We start from the raw sequence: 16,816 nt of genomic DNA, 5'->3' as shown, positions 1-16,816 counted from the left end.
ATGTCCCAGTTCATCAACAAGCGCGAAGATGTCGTCACCGAGGCGATCGACGGTGTGCTGGCGCTGTCCGGCGGCGCGCTCACCCGTCTCGACGGCTATCCGCATATCCGCGTCGTGCTGCGCAGCGATTGGGACAAGACCAGGGTGGCGATCGTCTCGGGCGGCGGCTCCGGCCACGAACCAGCCCATGTCGGTTTTGTCGGCAAGGGTATGCTGACCGCAGCCGTGTGCGGCGACGTCTTCGCCTCGCCGAGCGTCGATGCGGTGTTGGCGGGCATCCTAGCGGTGACCGGTTCTGCCGGATGTCTGCTCATCGTCAAGAACTATACCGGCGACCGGCTGAATTTCGGCCTCGCCGCCGAGCGGGCGCGTGCCTTCGGTCTCAATGTCTCGATGGTGATCGTCGGCGACGACATCGCGCTGCCCGACCTGCCGCAGGCGCGCGGCGTCGCCGGCACGCTGTTCGTGCACAAGATCGCGGGCGCGCTTGCCGAACAGGGGGCGAACCTCGATACGGTGACGGCCGCCGCCAAGCGCGTCATCGCCGGCACGCGCTCCATCGGCATGTCGCTGGACACCTGCCGTGTTCCAGGCTCGCCGAAGGAGGACCGTATCCCGCAAGGCAAGGCCGAACTCGGCCTCGGTATCCACGGCGAGGCAGGGGTGGAGCAGATCGACTTCGCCGGCGCACGTGCTGCGGTTGCCACGATGGCAGAGCGGCTGGCGGCGGTGATGGATGAGGGACCGCATGTTGCGCTGATCAACAATCTCGGCGGCACCTCGGTCGTCGAAATGTCGGTGCTGGCGCATGATTTCCTCGGCTCGCCCGTCGGTGAAAAAATCACCCATGCCGTTGGGCCGGCACCACTGATGACCTCGCTCGACATGCAGGGTTTTTCCATCACCGTTTTCCCAGCTGACGCGGTTGAGCTGGACCTTCTGAAAACCCCCGTACCGCTTCCCGCCTGGCCAGGTGTCTCGGCGGTTCGGCCAATAACCGTCGCCGCCTTGCCCGACGGTTTGACGCCGATCATGCCAATGCCGTCGCAGCATGCGGCGACACGTGTTTTCCTGGTCAACTGCTGCAACGTGCTGATCGCCGCCGAGCAGGATCTCAACGCGCTCGACGCGAAATCCGGCGATGGCGATACGGGCTCGACGCTGGCTGGCGCGGCGCGTGCGCTGATCAACGCGCTCGACCGCCTGCCGCTTTCGGATCACACGCAGCTTTTGCGCGCCATCGGCCAGGAACTCAGCCAGACGATGGGTGGCTCGTCCGGTGTCCTGCTCGCCATCTTCTTCGCCGCCGCCGGCGACGGCGCATCGAGCGGCCTGCCGATGCGGGAAGCGTTGCGGGCGGGACTGGCGCGTATGCAGGAAATCGGCGGCGCCCGGGTCGGCGACCGTACGATGGTGGATGCGCTCGCCCCCGCCCTCGAAGCGCTCGGCAAAGGCATGGCCGATGCGGCCGGTGCTGCCCGGCAGGGTGCGGACTTCACCGCGACGCTTGTTCGTGCCAAAGCCGGCCGCGCCGCCTACATCAATGCCAAGCAGCTCGAGGGGCATGTCGACCCCGGCGCGGAAGCGGTGGCCAGGCTCTTCGAACATCTGGCGGCCTGACAGCGCGGTCTTAGCGGTTCGACTACCGCGTTGTGTGTCTTACGACAACTGGTAGCCGCATCCAGATGGTGCGGTCCTTCCTTGGGGCTGTGAAGCAGCAGCAACTCCTGTCGTCGCCGCAACAAGATCGAGCGGTTCTCAATTCGGCGAGCCCCGTCGGCCGCCGAAACCTGTATGCGGCTGATGATCGAACCTGGCGACTGAGCGCCATAGCAACGACGGCAGAACGGCCCGCAAAGAGCCCCGCGCTCTCCCGGATAGTTTTTCAACTACCGGACCGCTGAGCGTTGCCGCTAGGCGAGAAGGCGGCTGATATCATCATCCATCGTCGAGCGATCAGGATGCCTGGCTCGGTGACGAGCCCGGTGGTTTCCTAGGGTAGCGCCCGCAGGAGCGTGCGTACGGCATGAAATGCGTCCTGGTTCGTTGATATGAGCGGCTTCGGCACTGCGATCAGGCTCGCATCCGGCCGATAGTCGCGAGTTCTGATCGTCTATCATCCGATACGGCACAATTTAGCTTGACAAATTTCCGTTTCGGAAATGAAACTTCTGTCACAAAGCCGACATGGAACATGGTGATGAGCCAGCGCTACCCCGTCGATGATCTTGATCGCGAGATCATCCGGTATCTGACTGAAGACGGACGGTTGTCCGCCGCCGAGATCGCGGGGCGGATCGGCTCGGTGTCCGAGCGCACGGTCCGCAACCGCATCGCCGCGCTGCTGCAGGACAAGATGATCGTGATCGGCGCCATTCCCGATCCCGTGGCGCTGGGACGCGATGTCCAGGTCGAGCTGATCATCGAGGTCGAGCCAGGGCAGGTGGATGAGGTGGCCATCCTGCTCGCCGAGTATGACGAGATCGGTTACCTCGCCGCGACCAGCGGCGCGTCGAACCTCAGCGCCTCGCTTTTCGTCAAGGACCACACAGCGCTTCTGGAATTCATCGACCAGGAACTGGGCAAGCTGCCCGGTGTCAGGCGGGTCGAGAGCTCGGTCGTGCTGCGGCTCTACAAGGTTTTCGGCACAAGGACGACCCCGCTCAGCCGGGTGGCGGACGTTGCCGGCAAGAAGAAGGGATAGTCATGCTGCGCATTGGGGTGGATGTCGGCGGAACCAACACGGATGCGGCGCTGCTGCGCGGCACCGAGGTTCTGGCGACGGTGAAGTCCTCGACCACGGCGGACGTGACTTCGGGGGTGGCGACGGCCATCCGCACGGTGCTGGCGGAAGCCGGCGTGATCGCTGCCTCGGTCAATGCGGTCATGATCGGCACCACGCATTTCCTCAATGCCGTCGTCGAAGGACGCCATCTGGAAAAGGTCGGCGTGCTGAGACTGTGCGGCGCGGCGACGCGCTCGCTTCCGCCGATGATCGACTGGCCGCATACGTTGCGCCCGATCGTCGAAGGCGGTGCCGTGATGGTGGGCGGTGGCGTAAATTATGACGGTTCCGAAATCGCCCCGCTTGATGGGAAGGCGATCCGTGCCGCCTGTCGCGAATGGCGCGCCAAACGCGTGCCGGCCATCGCGATCTGCTCGGTCTTCGCGCTGGTCGATCCGCGCATGGAAAACGAGGCAGCCGAGATCGTGGCGGAGGAGTTGCCCGGCGCCGCTATCAGTCTTTCGCATCGCATCGGCCGCACCGGCCTGTTGTCGCGCGAAAACGCGACGATCCTCAATGCAGGCCTGAACAAACTCGGCCATGAGACGGTCGGCGCCTTTCGCTCGGCCTTCGCGGCCCTTGGCCTCCATTGCCCGCTCTATCTCACCCAGAACGACGGCACGTTGATGGCGGCGGAATTCGCCGAGCGCTATCCCGTCTTCACCATCGCGTCCGGCCCGACCAATTCGATGCGCGGCGCTGCCTTCCTGACCGGGCTTGGCGATGCCGCCGTGATCGATGTCGGCGGCACGACGACTGACATCGGAATGCTGGTGGCGGGATTTCCGCGCACCCGCAGCGAAGGCGCGATGATCGGTGGCGTGCCGACCAATTTCCGCGTGCCGGACGTCTATTCCTTCGGTCTCGGCGGCGGCAGCATCGTGCGTCCCGGCGCGTTGCCGACGGTTGGCCCGGATTCCGTCGGTTTCCGCCTGTCGCAGAAGGCACTCTGCTTCGGTGGCGACACGCTGACCGCCACCGACATCGCCGTGGCGGCAGGCCTGGTCGATCTCGGCGATCGCAGCCGTCTTGGCCACATCACGCCCGACTTCGCCCGCCAGATACTGGCGCAGATGAAGGCCAGCATCGAGACGGTGCTCGATCGCATGAAGCCGAGTGCCGACCCGATCCCCGCCATTCTGGTCGGCGGCGGTTCGGTGCTGGTCGACGGCCTGCTCGAGGGAACCTCGATCTCGCTGAAGCCGGATCACTTCGGTTCAGCCAATGCCATCGGCGCGGCCATCGCGCAGGTTTCGGGCGAAGTCGACAGCGTCGTCTCGCTCGAAGGCACCAGCCGAGAGATCGCGCTCGAAACCATAGTCGGCGAAGCGCGGTCGCGCGCTGTCGAGGCGGGAGCAGACGCCGATACGGTGACATTGGCCGAAATCGAGGAAACACCGCTGGCCTATCTGCCCGGCAACGCCATTCGCGTCGCGGCGAAAGTGATCGGGGAGTTGCGGGTATGAAATACTGGACGCTGACCGAAGCCGATATCGATCGCATTGCCATCGGCTGCGGTATCTTGGGCACCGGCGGCGGCGGCAGCACCTATCACGGCCTGCTACGCGCCAAGGCGTTGCTGCGCGACGGCAAACGCATCCGCATGGTGCGGCCGGCCGACATGGCGCCGGATGCGCAGATCCTCGGCCTTGGCGGCATCGGAGCGCCGACCGTTGGTATCGAGAAGATCGCCGAGGGCGGCGAAGGCGTGCGGCTGTTGCATGCACTGGAACGGCATCTCGGCCGCAAGGTCGACGCGCTGCTCGGCGACGAGGTGGGCGGCGGCAACGGCATCGCGCCGATGCTGACGGCGGCGATGGTCGACCTGCCGGTGGTCGATGCGGACGGCATGGGGCGCGCCTTTCCGGAAGTGCAGATGACGACCTTCTTCATCCACGGCCAGGCGGTGCAGCCCGCCGGGCTCGCTGATGCGGACGGCAACGTTATGATCGTGACCGAGGCGACCACGCCAAAAATGCTGGAAAAGCTGCTGCGCGCCGGCACTATCGCCATGGGCTGCACGGCGCTGATGACGACGGCGCCGATGTCGGGCGATTTCGTGCGCCGTTTCGGCGTGCCGCACACCACCAGCCAGGCCTGGAGCCTGGGCGATGCGGTGCTGGCCGCGCGGGCGGCGAAGGCCGATCCGGTCGAGGCGATCCTGAAACAGTCGGGCGGCGCGCGCCTGATGCGCGGCAAGGTCACCGATATCAGCCGCCGCGTGATGGCGGGCTTTACCCGCGGCCAGCTCACCGTGGCCGGGCTCGACGAGGATGCGGGGCGCAGCCTCGTCGTGGAAATCCAGAACGAATATCTGATCGCGCGCGAAGGCGAGAAGATCTTCACCATGGTGCCGGACCTGATCTGCATCGTGGATTCCGAAACCGGGCGTGCGATCGGCACCGAGGAACTGCGTTACGGTCTGCGCATCGACGTGCTGTCGATGCCGGCGCCGGTGCTGCTGCGCAGCGATATCGCACTGGAGTCCGTCGGCCCGCGCGCCTTCGGCTACGACTTCGACTTCGTGCCGATGGGGGTGTCCGCCGATGCCCCGGCGGTGCCGCATTACCAAGAAGACGCCTGATCCATACGGGCCATCGATCAATGGGAGATTGAAATGAACCGTCGTCACCTTCTGAAGACCGCAGCGCTTGCCGCGCTCGCGACCGCCGCCAGCTCGCGTTGGAATGTCAGCATGGCGCAAGGCAAGGGCAGCATCTTCACGCTTGCCTATCCGACCAGCTTCCCGGATCTCGATCCGGCTACCTCCTTCTCCAATGACGGCGCGGTGCTCGCCAATGCCTACGAGGGGCTGACGCGCTATATCCCGGCGGGGGAAGGGGGCCAGGCCAGGATCGAGCCGCTGCTCGCTACATCCTGGAATGTCAGCGAAGACGGCAAGACCTGGACCTTCCATCTGCGCGACGGCGTGAAGTTCCACGACGGCAGCGCGTTGACGTCGGAGGCGGTGAAGGGTTCGATCGAGCGCACCAAGAAGATCGGCGGTGGCGCGTCCTTCATCTGGGGATCGGTTTCCGCCATCCAGACCCCCGATCCGCTGACGGTGGTTTTCGTGCTTTCCGATACCCAGCCGCTGGACTTGATCGCTTCCGCCGGTTTCGCCGCTTGGATCTATGCGCCGGCCTCGCTGGACAAGGACAATGCGTGGTTCAACAAAGGTAACGATGCCGGCACGGGACCGTTCAAGATTTCCCGCTACGAGCCGGGCCAGCGCGCCGTGCTGGATAGGGTCGACGGTTATTGGGGCAAGGTTCCGGAAGGCGCCTTCAAGACGGTTTCCTTCGAGATCGTCGAGGACACGACGTTGGCCCAGAACATGATCGAAAGCGGCCAGGCCGACTGGACCGAGAACATCCCCTTCGAAAACTTGAAGGCGATGCAGGCCAACCCCGATCTCAGGGTGGCGGTCAATCCGTCCTTCGAAACGCTGTTCGGTCTCTACAATGTAAAACGCGCGCCGCTGGACCGGCCCAAGGTTCGCCAGGCGCTGTCGCTGGCCTTTCCGTATGACGATGTGATCGCCGCCGGCACCATGGGGCTCGGCACGCGCGCCAAGGGCGTGGTGCCCGCCGGGATCTGGGGCCACGACACCGAAGCGCCGATCCCGCACACCGATCTGAAGGCCGCCGCGGCGCTTTTGGCGGAAGAAGGCGTCGCACCGGGGCTGGAACTGGTGATGACCTATACCACCAGCCAGAGCCTGTCTGCCGTCGCCGGGGAGTTGTGGAAGGCTAATCTCGAAACGCTCGGCATCACGCTGACGCTGCAGCCGATGGCTTGGGAAGCGCAGTGGCAGCTTGGCAAGTCGAATCCGAAGGCAGCCCAGGACATTTTCGTGATGGTCTGGTGGCCGACTTTCGTCACGCCCTACGACTATCTCTTCAATCTCTTCCACAGCGAGGAGAAGCCGAACTTCAACCTCGGCTATTATTCCAACCCCGACGTTGACGCCAAGATCGACGAGGCGGCAAAGTTGTCCGGCACTGATCGTCCGCGTGCCGAAAAACTGTTCATCGAGGCACAGCGCAAGGTGATCGAGGACGCGGCGGCCGTGTTCATGCTCGACCGTCCCAATGTCCACATCATTCGCTCCAACATCAAAGGCTATGTCGACAATCCAGCCTACGGACATGTCACCTTCGTCAACGAAATGAGCCGTTAGGGCTGCCTGCGGTCCGATGGAACTCTTGCGCTACATCCTGCGTCGGACGGTTCTCTCCACCTTTGTCGTGGTCGGGGTGACGTTTCTGGTCTTCGTCGTGGCGCAGGTGGTTCCCTCGGATCCCGCGGCGCTTTATGCGGGGCCGCGTCCGACAGCCGAACAGATCGAAAAGGCGCGTCAAGAACTCAATCTCGACGCGCCGCTCATCCAGCGTTTCGCCGGGTTCGCCAGAGCCATGGCGTCCGGCGAATTCGGCGTTTCCTATAAATCGCGGCGCCTGATCGCCGAGGATTTGCGTGCCTATCTTCCGGCGACCCTTGAACTGGCCGTGTTCTCGACCGGATTGGCGCTTCTGATCGGCATCCCGCTCGGTGTCGTCGCCGCCGCACGACAAGGGAAGTGGGCCGACCGGCTGGGTAGCCTCGGCGCCATCGCTGCCGTGGCGATGCCGACCTTTTTCCTCGCCATGATCCTGCAGCTCGTCTTCGCGCAATGGCTGGGCATCCTGCCGCTGTCCGGACGGCTGTCGCGCGAGATTTCGATCAGCGCGCCCTTGCAGATGATCACCGGCTTCAACCTGATCGACGCGTTGCTCGCCGGACGGCTCGACGCCTTCGGCGATGCGCTGAAACACCTGATCCTGCCGGCGCTGACCCTGGCCTCCTATCCCGCCGGGGTGGCGATGCGGCTGACGCGCTCGGCTATGATCGAAATCCTTGAGCGCCGCCACGTCACCGCCGCGCGGGCGCTCGGGCTGTCGGAGCTGCGCATCCTGTTCGGCCACGCGCTGCCCAACGCCATGGGACCGGCGCTGACCGTGATTGGCCTGTCGTTTGCCTACGCGCTGACCGGCGCGGTTCTGGTCGAGATCATCTTCGCCTGGCCAGGCCTTGGCCGCTATGTCTCCGAAGCGGTCCTTGCCAAGGATTTTCCGGTCATCGCGGCGGTCACCATTGTGGTGACGATCTGCTATGTCGTGATGAACCTCGTCATCGACATTGCCCAGGCCCTTGTTGACCCGCGGGTGGCGCTGTCATGAGCCGGCTCGTCCACCGCCTTGGCTGGCCTGGCACCGTCGCTCTCGGGGTTGTTGTCCTGTTCGTGCTTGTCGCCGTGCTTGCGCCATGGATCGCTCCCTATCCGGGGCAGGGGGCAGGCGCGCCTAATATAGCCGCGAAGCTGATGCCGCCTTCGGCCGACTACTGGCTGGGGACGGACCATCTGGGGCGCGATGTGCTCAGCCGCGTCATCTACGGCACCCGCGTCTCGCTGACGAACGGGGTGTTGATTGTCCTGTTTTCGCTGCTCATCGGCCTACCTGTCGGTTTGGCGGCCGGCTATTTCGGTGGCTGGATCGACGAGGCGCTGATGCGCGGCACCGATGTGTTCCTGGCCTTTCCGGCGCTGCTGCTGGCGGTGCTGATGGCAGCGGCGCTTGGCCCCGGTTTCCTCAACTCCATCATCGCGGTCGCCGTTACCTGGTGGCCCTGGTATGCCAGGCTTGCCCGCGCCGAGGTGCTGGTGCTGCGCGGGCAGCCCTATGTCGAGGCGGCGCGGCTCGCCGGCGTTTCGCACACTCGCATCATCGCGCGCCACATCCTGCCCGCCACCGCGCGTCCGCTGACCGTGCAGGCGGCGCTGGACGTGGGGCCGGCTTTGCTGACGGCTGCGGCCTTGTCTTTCCTTGGCCTCGGCATATTGCCGCCGACGGCCGACTGGGGGCAGATGGTCGATGCCGGGCGCAAGTTCTTTCCCGCGCGCTGGTGGTATTCGGCCATGCCCGGCCTGACGATCTTCTTCATCGCGCTGGCCTTCAGCGTTCTTGGGGATGCGCTGCGGGATCGCAAAGAAGGGGCGCGTCATGGCGCTGCTTGAAATCCGCGGCCTCTCCGTCTCCATTCCCACCGCCGACGGCGACGTGCACGCCGTCCGTTCCATCGGTCTCGAAATCGAACGCGGCGAAATCCATGGCGTGATCGGCGAATCCGGCTGCGGCAAGACCATGACCGGCATGACCCTTTTGGGGCTGGTGCCGAAAGGGGCGCGGATCGTGGCGCAGCGGCTGCATTTCGACGGCGAGGATTTGCGCCAGAATGCCGGCCGCCTGCGCGGCCGCCGCATCGGCATGATCGCGCAAGACCCGGCTGCCGCGCTCAATCCCGTGCTCAGCATCGCGCGGCAGATGGACGACGTGCTGCGCGCGCATCGCGACATGTCGCGAAAGGCGCGGCTGGCCGAGGCGATCGATCTTCTGGCCGCCACCGGATTGCCTGATCCGCAAAGGGTGCTGAAAAGCTATCCGCATCAGCTGTCGGGCGGCATGCAGCAGCGCGTGGTGATCGCGCAGGCGCTGGCAACTGGCGCTGATTTCCTGATCGCCGACGAACCGACCACGGCGCTCGACGTCTCGGTCGGCGCGCAGGTTCTGGCGCTGTTGCGCAAGCTGGTGGCCGAGCGCGGGCTGACCGTTCTGATGATCACCCACGACATGGACGTGATTGCTGAAGCCTGCGACCGCGCGACGGTGCTCTATGCCGGACTGTCGGTCGAGACCGGCCCTGTCGCCGATGTGCTGCAGCGGCCGGGTCATCCTTATGCCCGCGCCTTGCTGGCCGCCTTGCCTGACGCCGCGCCGCACGGCGCGCGGCTTGCCGCCATCGAAGGCTCGATCCCGCCGCCGCGTGCGCCGATCAAGGGTTGCGCCTTTGCGCCGCGCTGCTCGCGGGCCATGCTGATCTGCGCCACGCAGGCGCCGGTCGAGCGGAACGCGGCGACGCATCGCTGGCTTTGCCATCTGCCGGGAGATGCGGCATGAGCCCGGCGCCGATCCTCGAGGTGCGCGATCTCGTCGTCCGCTACCGCGCCCGCGGCCTATTCGCGGCGGCGCCGAAGCCGGCGGTCAACGGCGCGAGTTTCGAGCTCGCCAGGGGCGAAACCCTCGGCATCGTCGGGGAGAGCGGGTCCGGCAAAACCAGTCTTCTGCGCGCGCTGTTGCGATTGCTGCCGGTTGAAAGCGGCTCGGTGAGGCTTGAGGGGCAGGATTGGCTGGCCCTGAACGGCGATGTTTTGCGGCGCGTACGTCAGAAGATCGGGGTCGTGTCGCAAAACCCCTTTCTCTCGCTCAGCCCGCGCCTGACGATCGCCGAGATAATCGCCGAGCCGATGCTCGCGCGAGGAGACCGGTCAAACCTCGCCATGCGCGCCAGGATCAAGAGCCTCTTATCGGACTGCGGCCTACCGTCGGACTTCCTCGAGCGTCGTGCGCGCGAGCTTTCCGGCGGCCAGGCGCAGCGTGTCGCGATCGCGCGGGCGCTTGCGCTGGCGCCGAAGCTGATGATCCTCGACGAGCCGACTTCTGCACTCGATGTCTCGGTGCAGGCCCAGATTTTGAACCTGCTGGCCGAGCTGAAGGAAAGCCGCGGCCTGTCGATGCTTTTCGTCACCCACAATCTGAAGGTCGTTGCGCATATGGCGGATAGCCTCATGGTCATGCGGCGGGGTGACGTGGTCGAATCCGGCCGGACAGAAGAGGTGGTGCGGACGCCAGCGCAGGACTACACGCGCGAACTGCTGGCGTTCGGTCTCAATGTCCGCCCGGACCGGGCATGACTTACGGCGTTTCCACGCCGTCGATGTTGTGGCCTGATCCCTAAACCTCCGGGACGCAATCAGCCGACAACAGCGACCGCTTCGATCTCAACCTCGTAGTCGCCGATCAGATCGCCTGCGGCGACCATGGTGTTGGCTGGCTTGATCTCGCCGAAGACGCGGCCATGGGCGCGGGATGCCGGTTCCCATTGCGCTGCATCGCGAAGATAGATGCGGGTGCGCACCACGTCTTCCACCCGTCCGCCGAGCGCGGATATCGAAGCTACGATCTTGTCGAGGATATAGGTGGTCTGCGCGCCGACATCGCCGGGTGCCACACAACGGTCGGAGCCGTGGGTGGCAGTGGTGCCGGACACATGGATCGTGTCCTTGATGCGCACGGCACGGCTATAGCCGGCAATCGGCTCCCACACGCTGCCCGAGGATACGCGCGAACGCCCCGGTCGTCCGGGAATGGCCTCGGCCACGTAGATGGAGGGCAGTGCGTCGAGATGATGGCTGAGATCGCCCGAGGCGGTGAGATAAGGCGGGCGGCGATATTCGTCGCCACAATCGCCAGGAATGGGCAGGGTTTCGGCGAAGGCGGCCTCCAACCGTGCCTTGTCCTCGGCATCGAGCGCAAAGCCGAAGACCTTCAAATTGTCGTCGCGGTGCTCGTTCTCGCCAAGTCGGGCGCCGATGATGGCCGCCGCCACCGCCTGGTGTTCGAGAACCCAGCGCGTGGCAACATTGGAAATCGAGACCTTGTGCTTGCGGGCGATCTCGCCGCTTGCGACCAGAATGTCTTGAAACGCCTGCCAGCCGCCGGCAGCATCGATGAAACGCTTGTATTTCGAACGGCTCCAGTCGGCGATCGAGGCGGGCTCCGAGGCACCCAGCCATTTGTCGCTGAGGAAGCCGCCACAAAGCGTGCCATAGGCGAACAATTTTACGCCGGTGCGCTGGCAAAGCTCCGAAAGCGGACCGGCCGCGCGGCGGTCGACCAGCGAGAAGGAAACCTGGTTCGAGGCGAGGGGGACACCGTCGGCAAGTGCCAGGGCCAAGTGGGCGGCGTCGAAATTGGTGACGCCGATGGCGCTGATCAAACCCTCGTTCTTGAGCTTCGCCATTTCATGCAGGGCGTCGAGCCAGGCGGGATGCTCGAAGCTCCACCAATGGAACTGCAGGAGATCGACCTTGTCGACGCCGAGCCGGTCGAGCCTTTCCTGCACGCCCTTGCGGACCACATCCGCCGTCATCGGCCCGGGTTCAGGGCACCATTTGGTGAAGGCCAGCGAACGCTTTCCGGAAGGATAACGCGCCAGCAGGCGGCCGGTGATGATCTCGGCACTTCCGTAGTGGTCGGCCATGTCGAACGTGTCGAAACCGGCGTTGACATAAGCCTGCAGAGCGTCGGCGCCGTTTTCCGGATCGAGCGGCGTACCACCTTTCTCCAGATCGGCCACCTGCCACAGCCCACAAAGCAGGCGGCTGATGTCGAGCCCGGCAAGCGTCGTGCGCTCGGGAGTTGTTAGCATCATGTGCCTCGTTCAGGGATTTGGATTGGTGGGGTTCGTGGACGCCGCTTGCCTGGCCGAGAGACGGGCGAGATGGCGCGAAACAATGCGTTCTTCGCCAAGGATGCCTCGGGGTCGCAACAGCAGGATGGCGCAAAGACCGACGCCGATGATGACGATGCGCAATGCAGCGGCACGGGCTTGCTGGTCCGGCGGGAACAGGCCCGCGATGGCACCCGCCGAGGCCGCCCAAATCCCCCACACCAGGACGGCGCCGAGGATCGCGCCGCGATTGTTGCCGGAGCCACCGACGATCAGCATGGCCCAGACCTGGAAGGTGAGCAGCGGCACATAATTGTCGGGTGCAATGAAGCCGACGAAGTGTGCCTGGGTAGCCCCCGCCAATCCCATTATGGCGCCGCCGATGGCAAAGGCCTGCAGACGGAACCGGGTGGCGTTCTTGCCGAGCGCGAGGGCGGCGGTTTCGTCTTCCCGGATGGCGCGCAGCACGCGTCCCCATGGGCTGCGCAGCAGATGCTCGAGTGCGAGGTAGAGCAGAATTACCACGACCACCAGAACGCCAAGATTGAGCAGGCTGAATGCCAGCGGATCGCTTGCGAAAGCGGCGAAGGGGCGCGGGATGAAGCCGATGCCAAAGGGTCCACCCGTAACGCTTTGCAGGTTGAGCGCGATGAGCTGCACCGTCACCGCGACACCGAAGGTGGCGATGGCGAGGTAGTCGGCGCGCAGCCGGATCGTCAGCCAACCGACCAGGAAGGAGGCAAGTCCGGTGGCGATGGCCGCGCCCAACCAGCCGACAAGGATCGGCAGGCCGAAGCCGCCGAAGCGGTCAGGTGCATCAGGGGTTGTCAGCAGCGCCGAGACATAAGCACCGATGGCGACAAAACCCGCGACGCCGACATTGAACAGGCCGGTCTGACCCCATTGCACGTTGAGGCCGAGGCACATGACCGCATAGGTCAGAGCCATGGTCAGGAAGAAGGCGGCGTAGGCGATCAATTCGACGCTCATTCGGCTCTCCCGAACAGGCCTTGCGGGCGCAACAACAAGACGGCGACCAGGATGACAAAGGCGACCGCCGCGCGCCATTCGGCGCCGATCACCTGCACGCCCAGCGCTTCCGCTATGCCAACGATCAAACCGGCCAGCATGGCTCCGGGAACGCTGCCGATCCCGCCCAGGATCGCGGCGGCGAACAGCGGCAACAGCAGATCCAGGCCCATATAGGGGCGAATCTGCACCAGCAGGCCTGCCATCGCGCCGGCGATACAGGCAAGTGCCGCACCCAGCACCCAAACGGTGCGGATGACTTGGCGTACGTCGACGCCGACAACTCCGGCAAGCTGCTGATTTTCGCTGACGGCGCGCATCGAACGCCCGATTGCCGTGCGCGTGAGCATGATATGGACTGCGAGCACGAGCGTGGCTGCAGCGGCCAGCGACAAGAGTTGGTCGGGTGTTGCCCTGAGCCCACCGCCAAGCGGAAGCGCGATCTGCAGTGCCTTCGAGAAATAAGCGGGCTTCGAGGTGAAAATGAATTCCAGCGTGCTGCGGAGCGCGAGCGAGGCGCCGAAGCTTGCCATGACCATGATGATGATGGCGCTGCGCCTTTTCCGCAGTGGACCGAACAGCAAGGCGTCGACGAGCAAAGCGAGGCCCGCGGTCAAGGCCATGGCGGCAACGATGCCCAGCGGCAGCGACCAGCCGAAGGAAAACGGACCGATCGGAGCAAGCAGCGCGCCAGACAGGGAGCCGATCAGGCCGCTCGCCGCCAAGGCAAAATAAGCACCCCAGCTGATCATTTCGCCATGCGCGAAATTGGCGAAGCGCAGGATCGAATAGGTCAATGTGATGCCGATGGCGCCGAGCCCGATCATCGATCCGGCGATCAGTCCGTCCATGATGAGTTGCGGGTTCATGGCGTCGGTACCTCGCCGCTGCGCCGCGCGCCAAGATAGAGTTCGGCGACGATCGGGTCGTTGGCCAGGGTTGCGGCAGGACCTTCGTGGCGCAGTTGTCCCTCCACCAGTATGACTGCTCGGTCGGCAATGGCGAGAGCCGCTTTCACATTCTGTTCGACCAGGATGATGGTGACACCCGCTTCGTTGATCGCCTTGAGCTGCGCGAAGACCTCTTGCACGATCTTCGGCGAAAGACCGGCCGACGGTTCGTCGAGGATCAGCACGGCGGGTTCCACAATCAGCGCGCGCGCCACCGCCAGCATCTGGCGCTGGCCGCCCGAAAGCTGGCCGGCGCGCAAGGAGGGGCGTCCGGCGAGGTCAGGGAACATTGCATAGAGATCGGCGATACGGCGGCTGCGCTTTTCCTTCGGCAGCACGTTCGCGGCCAGAAGCAAGTTGTCGTGGATCGACATCGTTGCGAAGATGTTTTCGGTTTGCGGCACGAAAGCCAGGCCGTGGCGGATTTTCTCGTGCGTCGGAACGGCGGTGCTGTCGAAATCGCCAAGAAGGACGGTCCCGGAATGGATCGGCACCAGCCCGGCGATCGCCTTGACGAAGGTAGATTTGCCCGCGCCATTGGGGCCGAGCACGATGACAAGTTCGCCAGCGCGGATCGAAAAATCGACACCGCGCACGATGGGCAGGTCGCGCTCGTACCCGGCGACCAAGGAACGGGTCGATAGAGCAACTGGAGGCTGTTGGCCACTCATACTGTAACCTCGCCGAGATAGGCTTCGATCACGGTTCGGTCACGCGAAACTTTGGCGGGCGAGCCTTCGGTCAGGAACTTTCCCGCCGCCATGACAACAACGCGGCCACACAGCCGAGCCACCATGTCCATGTTGTGTTCGATGAGCAGGATCGACTTGCCCTGACCGTTCAGTTCGAGCACGCGATCGATGATCAGTTCGAGCAGCGTCGGGTTGACGCCGGCCGCCGGTTCGTCAAGCAGGATGGTCTCGGGATCGGCCATCAGCATACGCGCCAGTTCCAGAAGCTTGCGCTGGCCGCCGGACAACACCCGCGCCGGTTCGGCTTCGAGACTGGATAGATTGACGAAGTCGAGCAGCGAACGCGCCTTTTCGACAGCCTGGCGTTCTTGGACGGCGACACGACCGGACCGCAGGAAATTCGACCAGATATGCTCGCCAGCCTGGTTCTGACTGCCGACCAGTACATTTTCCAACACGGTCATTTCCGCAAACGGACGAGGGATCTGGAAGGTACGGCCGATGCCACGGGCGATGCGCCGTTCCGGGCGTTCCTGCGCAACCTCGACGCCGCCGATCCTGATCGAACCGGATGTCGGCGTGAGACTGCCGGCCAAAAGGTTGAAGAGGGTGGTCTTGCCAGCGCCGTTTGGGCCGATCAGCCCAACCATTTCGCCGCGATGCAGCGCGATCGACATATGATCAACCGCGCGCAGGCCGCCGAACTGTTTCACCAGGTCCTGAGCTTTGACGAGCTCCGCGCGCCTGTCGGCGTGCGGAAGAGCGGAAGGTGTGTCTGCGACAGGCTGCATTGTGGTCAATCGAAGAATTTTGATCGATGATGTTTGATCAAACTTTACATCGCAGCGAAATGCAACTAGAAAAATCGAACTGGCATCCGGTTTCGAATGGTGGACAAAATGCCTGATCGCAAGAACCGTCGCGCGCCGATTTCCGTCCGCTCCTTGGTCGCAGGTGCGGCGTGAGCAGGCGTGGTGCTCTTTCGCCCGTAGGCCGCGAAACCCTGCATGATCGCGTCTACGCCGAGATGCGCCGCTCGCTGATCCACGGTATGTTCGACGCGGGCCAAATGATGCGCATCGTGGATCTCGCCGAGACCCTGGAGACCAGCACGATGCCCGTGCGCGAGGCTCTGGGCCGTCTGGTCTCGGAACAGGCACTGGAAGCCTTGCCCAATCGATCCGTTAGGGTGCCGCTGATCACGCGCGAAAGGCTGGAAGATCTGGCCCGCGCGCGTTGCCTGATCGAAGGGCAGGTCACCGCGCTGGCTTCGTCCAATCTTGCCGCTTCCGATTTCGAAGAGCTGCGTCGGTTGACGGCGGCGTGCGAGGCCGCCTTCGCCAGCAGCGATCGCGACAAGGCGCATAAGACTTCCGAACTCAACCACGCCTTCCATTTCTACATTTATCGCGCCGCCGGTTCGGCGGTGCTGATCCCGATCGTGGAAAGCCTCTGGTTGCAATCCGGCCCCTATGTGCGCGCCGCCGCCCAGATCCATGACGGGAACCGTGACATCCCGGCCACCCATCACCACTGGGCGCTGATCGACGCCCTGGAGCGCCGCGACGTTGCGGGCTCGGTAAAGGCGCTGACCGACGACATCACGCGCTCCTTCAACTTGATCCGAGGGCGTCTCGATGCCGAGGATGCGGACAAGCAGAAGCTGCGGCATGGTTGAGCGGCACGACGATTCCTTCGAGCTTTACGACCTGCGCGTCGAGGTGACGGCGCCGGAAGGCGGGCCCATCTATTGTGGCGCCAAGGTTGGCGACTATTTCGAGATGCGCGGGGAGATGCTGCATCTTCCGCCTGGGCAAGGCTTCTCGATCTATTCGTTGGCGGCGTTGCTGCCGCTTCTGCCGGCCAAGCAGAGGCCAACCCACAAGAACGACTGGATGACGACGGACGCGGAAGTCGCCTGTCCGGATCCCAATTGCAGCTCGCGGTTTCGCATTACCCGAACCGGCCTGCGCCGCTTCAGCCACGCTGAAACCACCGCGGTGCCGCTGAAGGACCACTGAGACGAACAG

Annotated in this window: 16 protein-coding genes; 11 read left to right on the top strand and 5 right to left on the bottom strand. The window is 64.5% G+C overall.

The genetic code is table 11. From position 1 onward, the window contains the following. From AB4136_RS19275 to AB4136_RS19235, 9 genes are all read left to right on the top strand, one after another. A complete protein-coding gene (locus AB4136_RS19275) occupies positions 1-1,620 on the top strand; it encodes a dihydroxyacetone kinase subunit DhaK (protein ID WP_024923588.1) in 1,620 nt (539 codons plus the stop codon). A gap of 580 nt (positions 1,621-2,200) precedes the next feature. After that, on the top strand, positions 2,201-2,704 hold the full coding sequence (locus AB4136_RS19270) for an Lrp/AsnC family transcriptional regulator (RefSeq protein ID WP_161773045.1): 504 nt from the start codon (positions 2,201-2,203) through the stop codon (positions 2,702-2,704). Between the two features lie 2 nt (positions 2,705-2,706). After that, the gene (locus AB4136_RS19265; protein WP_206078110.1) at positions 2,707-4,251 is read left to right on the top strand and encodes a hydantoinase/oxoprolinase N-terminal domain-containing protein; all 1,545 of its coding nucleotides are present in this window, start codon (positions 2,707-2,709) and stop codon (positions 4,249-4,251) included. Continuing rightward, positions 4,248-5,369 (top strand): DUF917 domain-containing protein, encoded by a 1,122-nt coding sequence (locus AB4136_RS19260; RefSeq protein ID WP_024923585.1) that lies wholly within the window; start codon positions 4,248-4,250, stop codon positions 5,367-5,369. The genes AB4136_RS19265 and AB4136_RS19260 overlap by 4 nt, the downstream gene beginning before the upstream one ends. Before the next feature lie 33 nt (positions 5,370-5,402). Beyond that, positions 5,403-6,968: an ABC transporter substrate-binding protein gene (locus AB4136_RS19255; RefSeq protein WP_024923584.1), complete on the top strand. Its 1,566-nt coding sequence runs from the start codon at positions 5,403-5,405 to the stop codon at positions 6,966-6,968. A gap of 16 nt (positions 6,969-6,984) precedes the next feature. Next, positions 6,985-8,007 carry an ABC transporter permease gene (locus AB4136_RS19250; protein ID WP_024923583.1) on the top strand — a complete coding sequence of 341 codons (1,023 nt, stop codon included), beginning with the start codon at positions 6,985-6,987 and terminating at the stop codon, positions 8,005-8,007. Next, entirely contained in the window at positions 8,004-8,843 is an 840-nt protein-coding gene (locus tag AB4136_RS19245; protein ID WP_137900844.1) for an ABC transporter permease, read from the top strand. Before AB4136_RS19250 ends, AB4136_RS19245 begins: the two co-directional genes overlap by 4 nt. Beyond that, positions 8,830-9,783, top strand: a complete 954-nt coding sequence (locus tag AB4136_RS19240) for an ABC transporter ATP-binding protein (protein ID WP_024923581.1) — start codon at positions 8,830-8,832, stop codon at positions 9,781-9,783. Before AB4136_RS19245 ends, AB4136_RS19240 begins: the two co-directional genes overlap by 14 nt. Beyond that, positions 9,780-10,577: an ABC transporter ATP-binding protein gene (locus tag AB4136_RS19235; protein WP_137900843.1), complete on the top strand. Its 798-nt coding sequence runs from the start codon at positions 9,780-9,782 to the stop codon at positions 10,575-10,577. Before AB4136_RS19240 ends, AB4136_RS19235 begins: the two co-directional genes overlap by 4 nt. Before the next feature lie 59 nt (positions 10,578-10,636). On the opposite strand, the gene AB4136_RS19230 is transcribed toward AB4136_RS19235, so the two are convergent. Genes AB4136_RS19230 through AB4136_RS19210 form a run of 5 tightly spaced genes read right to left on the bottom strand, consistent with a single transcriptional unit; the run spans position 10,637 to position 15,577 of the window. Next, positions 10,637-12,094, bottom strand: coding sequence for an aldo/keto reductase (locus AB4136_RS19230; protein ID WP_024923579.1), 1,458 nt, complete (start codon positions 12,092-12,094; stop codon positions 10,637-10,639). A 12-nt stretch (positions 12,095-12,106) separates the two neighbouring features. Continuing rightward, complete coding sequence (locus AB4136_RS19225) at positions 12,107-13,105, bottom strand: branched-chain amino acid ABC transporter permease (protein WP_024923578.1); 999 nt, start codon at positions 13,103-13,105, stop codon at positions 12,107-12,109. Beyond that, entirely contained in the window at positions 13,102-14,013 is a 912-nt protein-coding gene (locus AB4136_RS19220) for a branched-chain amino acid ABC transporter permease (RefSeq protein WP_024923577.1), read from the bottom strand. Before AB4136_RS19220 ends, AB4136_RS19225 begins: the two co-directional genes overlap by 4 nt. After that, on the bottom strand, positions 14,010-14,765 hold the full coding sequence (locus AB4136_RS19215) for an ABC transporter ATP-binding protein (protein ID WP_024923576.1): 756 nt from the start codon (positions 14,763-14,765) through the stop codon (positions 14,010-14,012). Before AB4136_RS19215 ends, AB4136_RS19220 begins: the two co-directional genes overlap by 4 nt. Further along, a complete protein-coding gene (locus AB4136_RS19210) occupies positions 14,762-15,577 on the bottom strand; it encodes an ABC transporter ATP-binding protein (protein WP_024923575.1) in 816 nt (271 codons plus the stop codon). The genes AB4136_RS19215 and AB4136_RS19210 overlap by 4 nt, the downstream gene beginning before the upstream one ends. 170 nt (positions 15,578-15,747) lie before the next feature. Between AB4136_RS19210 and AB4136_RS19205 the strand changes: the two genes are divergently transcribed. After that, positions 15,748-16,464 (top strand): GntR family transcriptional regulator, encoded by a 717-nt coding sequence (locus tag AB4136_RS19205; RefSeq protein WP_024923574.1) that lies wholly within the window; start codon positions 15,748-15,750, stop codon positions 16,462-16,464. Continuing rightward, complete coding sequence (locus AB4136_RS19200) at positions 16,457-16,807, top strand: TIGR04076 family protein (RefSeq protein WP_024923573.1); 351 nt, start codon at positions 16,457-16,459, stop codon at positions 16,805-16,807. Before AB4136_RS19205 ends, AB4136_RS19200 begins: the two co-directional genes overlap by 8 nt. Positions 16,808-16,816 lie beyond the last annotated feature (9 nt).

The sequence above is a fragment of the Mesorhizobium sp. 2RAF21 genome, from assembly GCF_052115345.1.
Taxonomy (GTDB): Bacteria; Pseudomonadota; Alphaproteobacteria; order Rhizobiales; family Rhizobiaceae; genus Mesorhizobium; species Mesorhizobium terrae.
The sequence above is the reverse complement of the archived record's forward strand: the minus strand, read 5'-3'. Positions and strand labels throughout refer to the sequence as shown.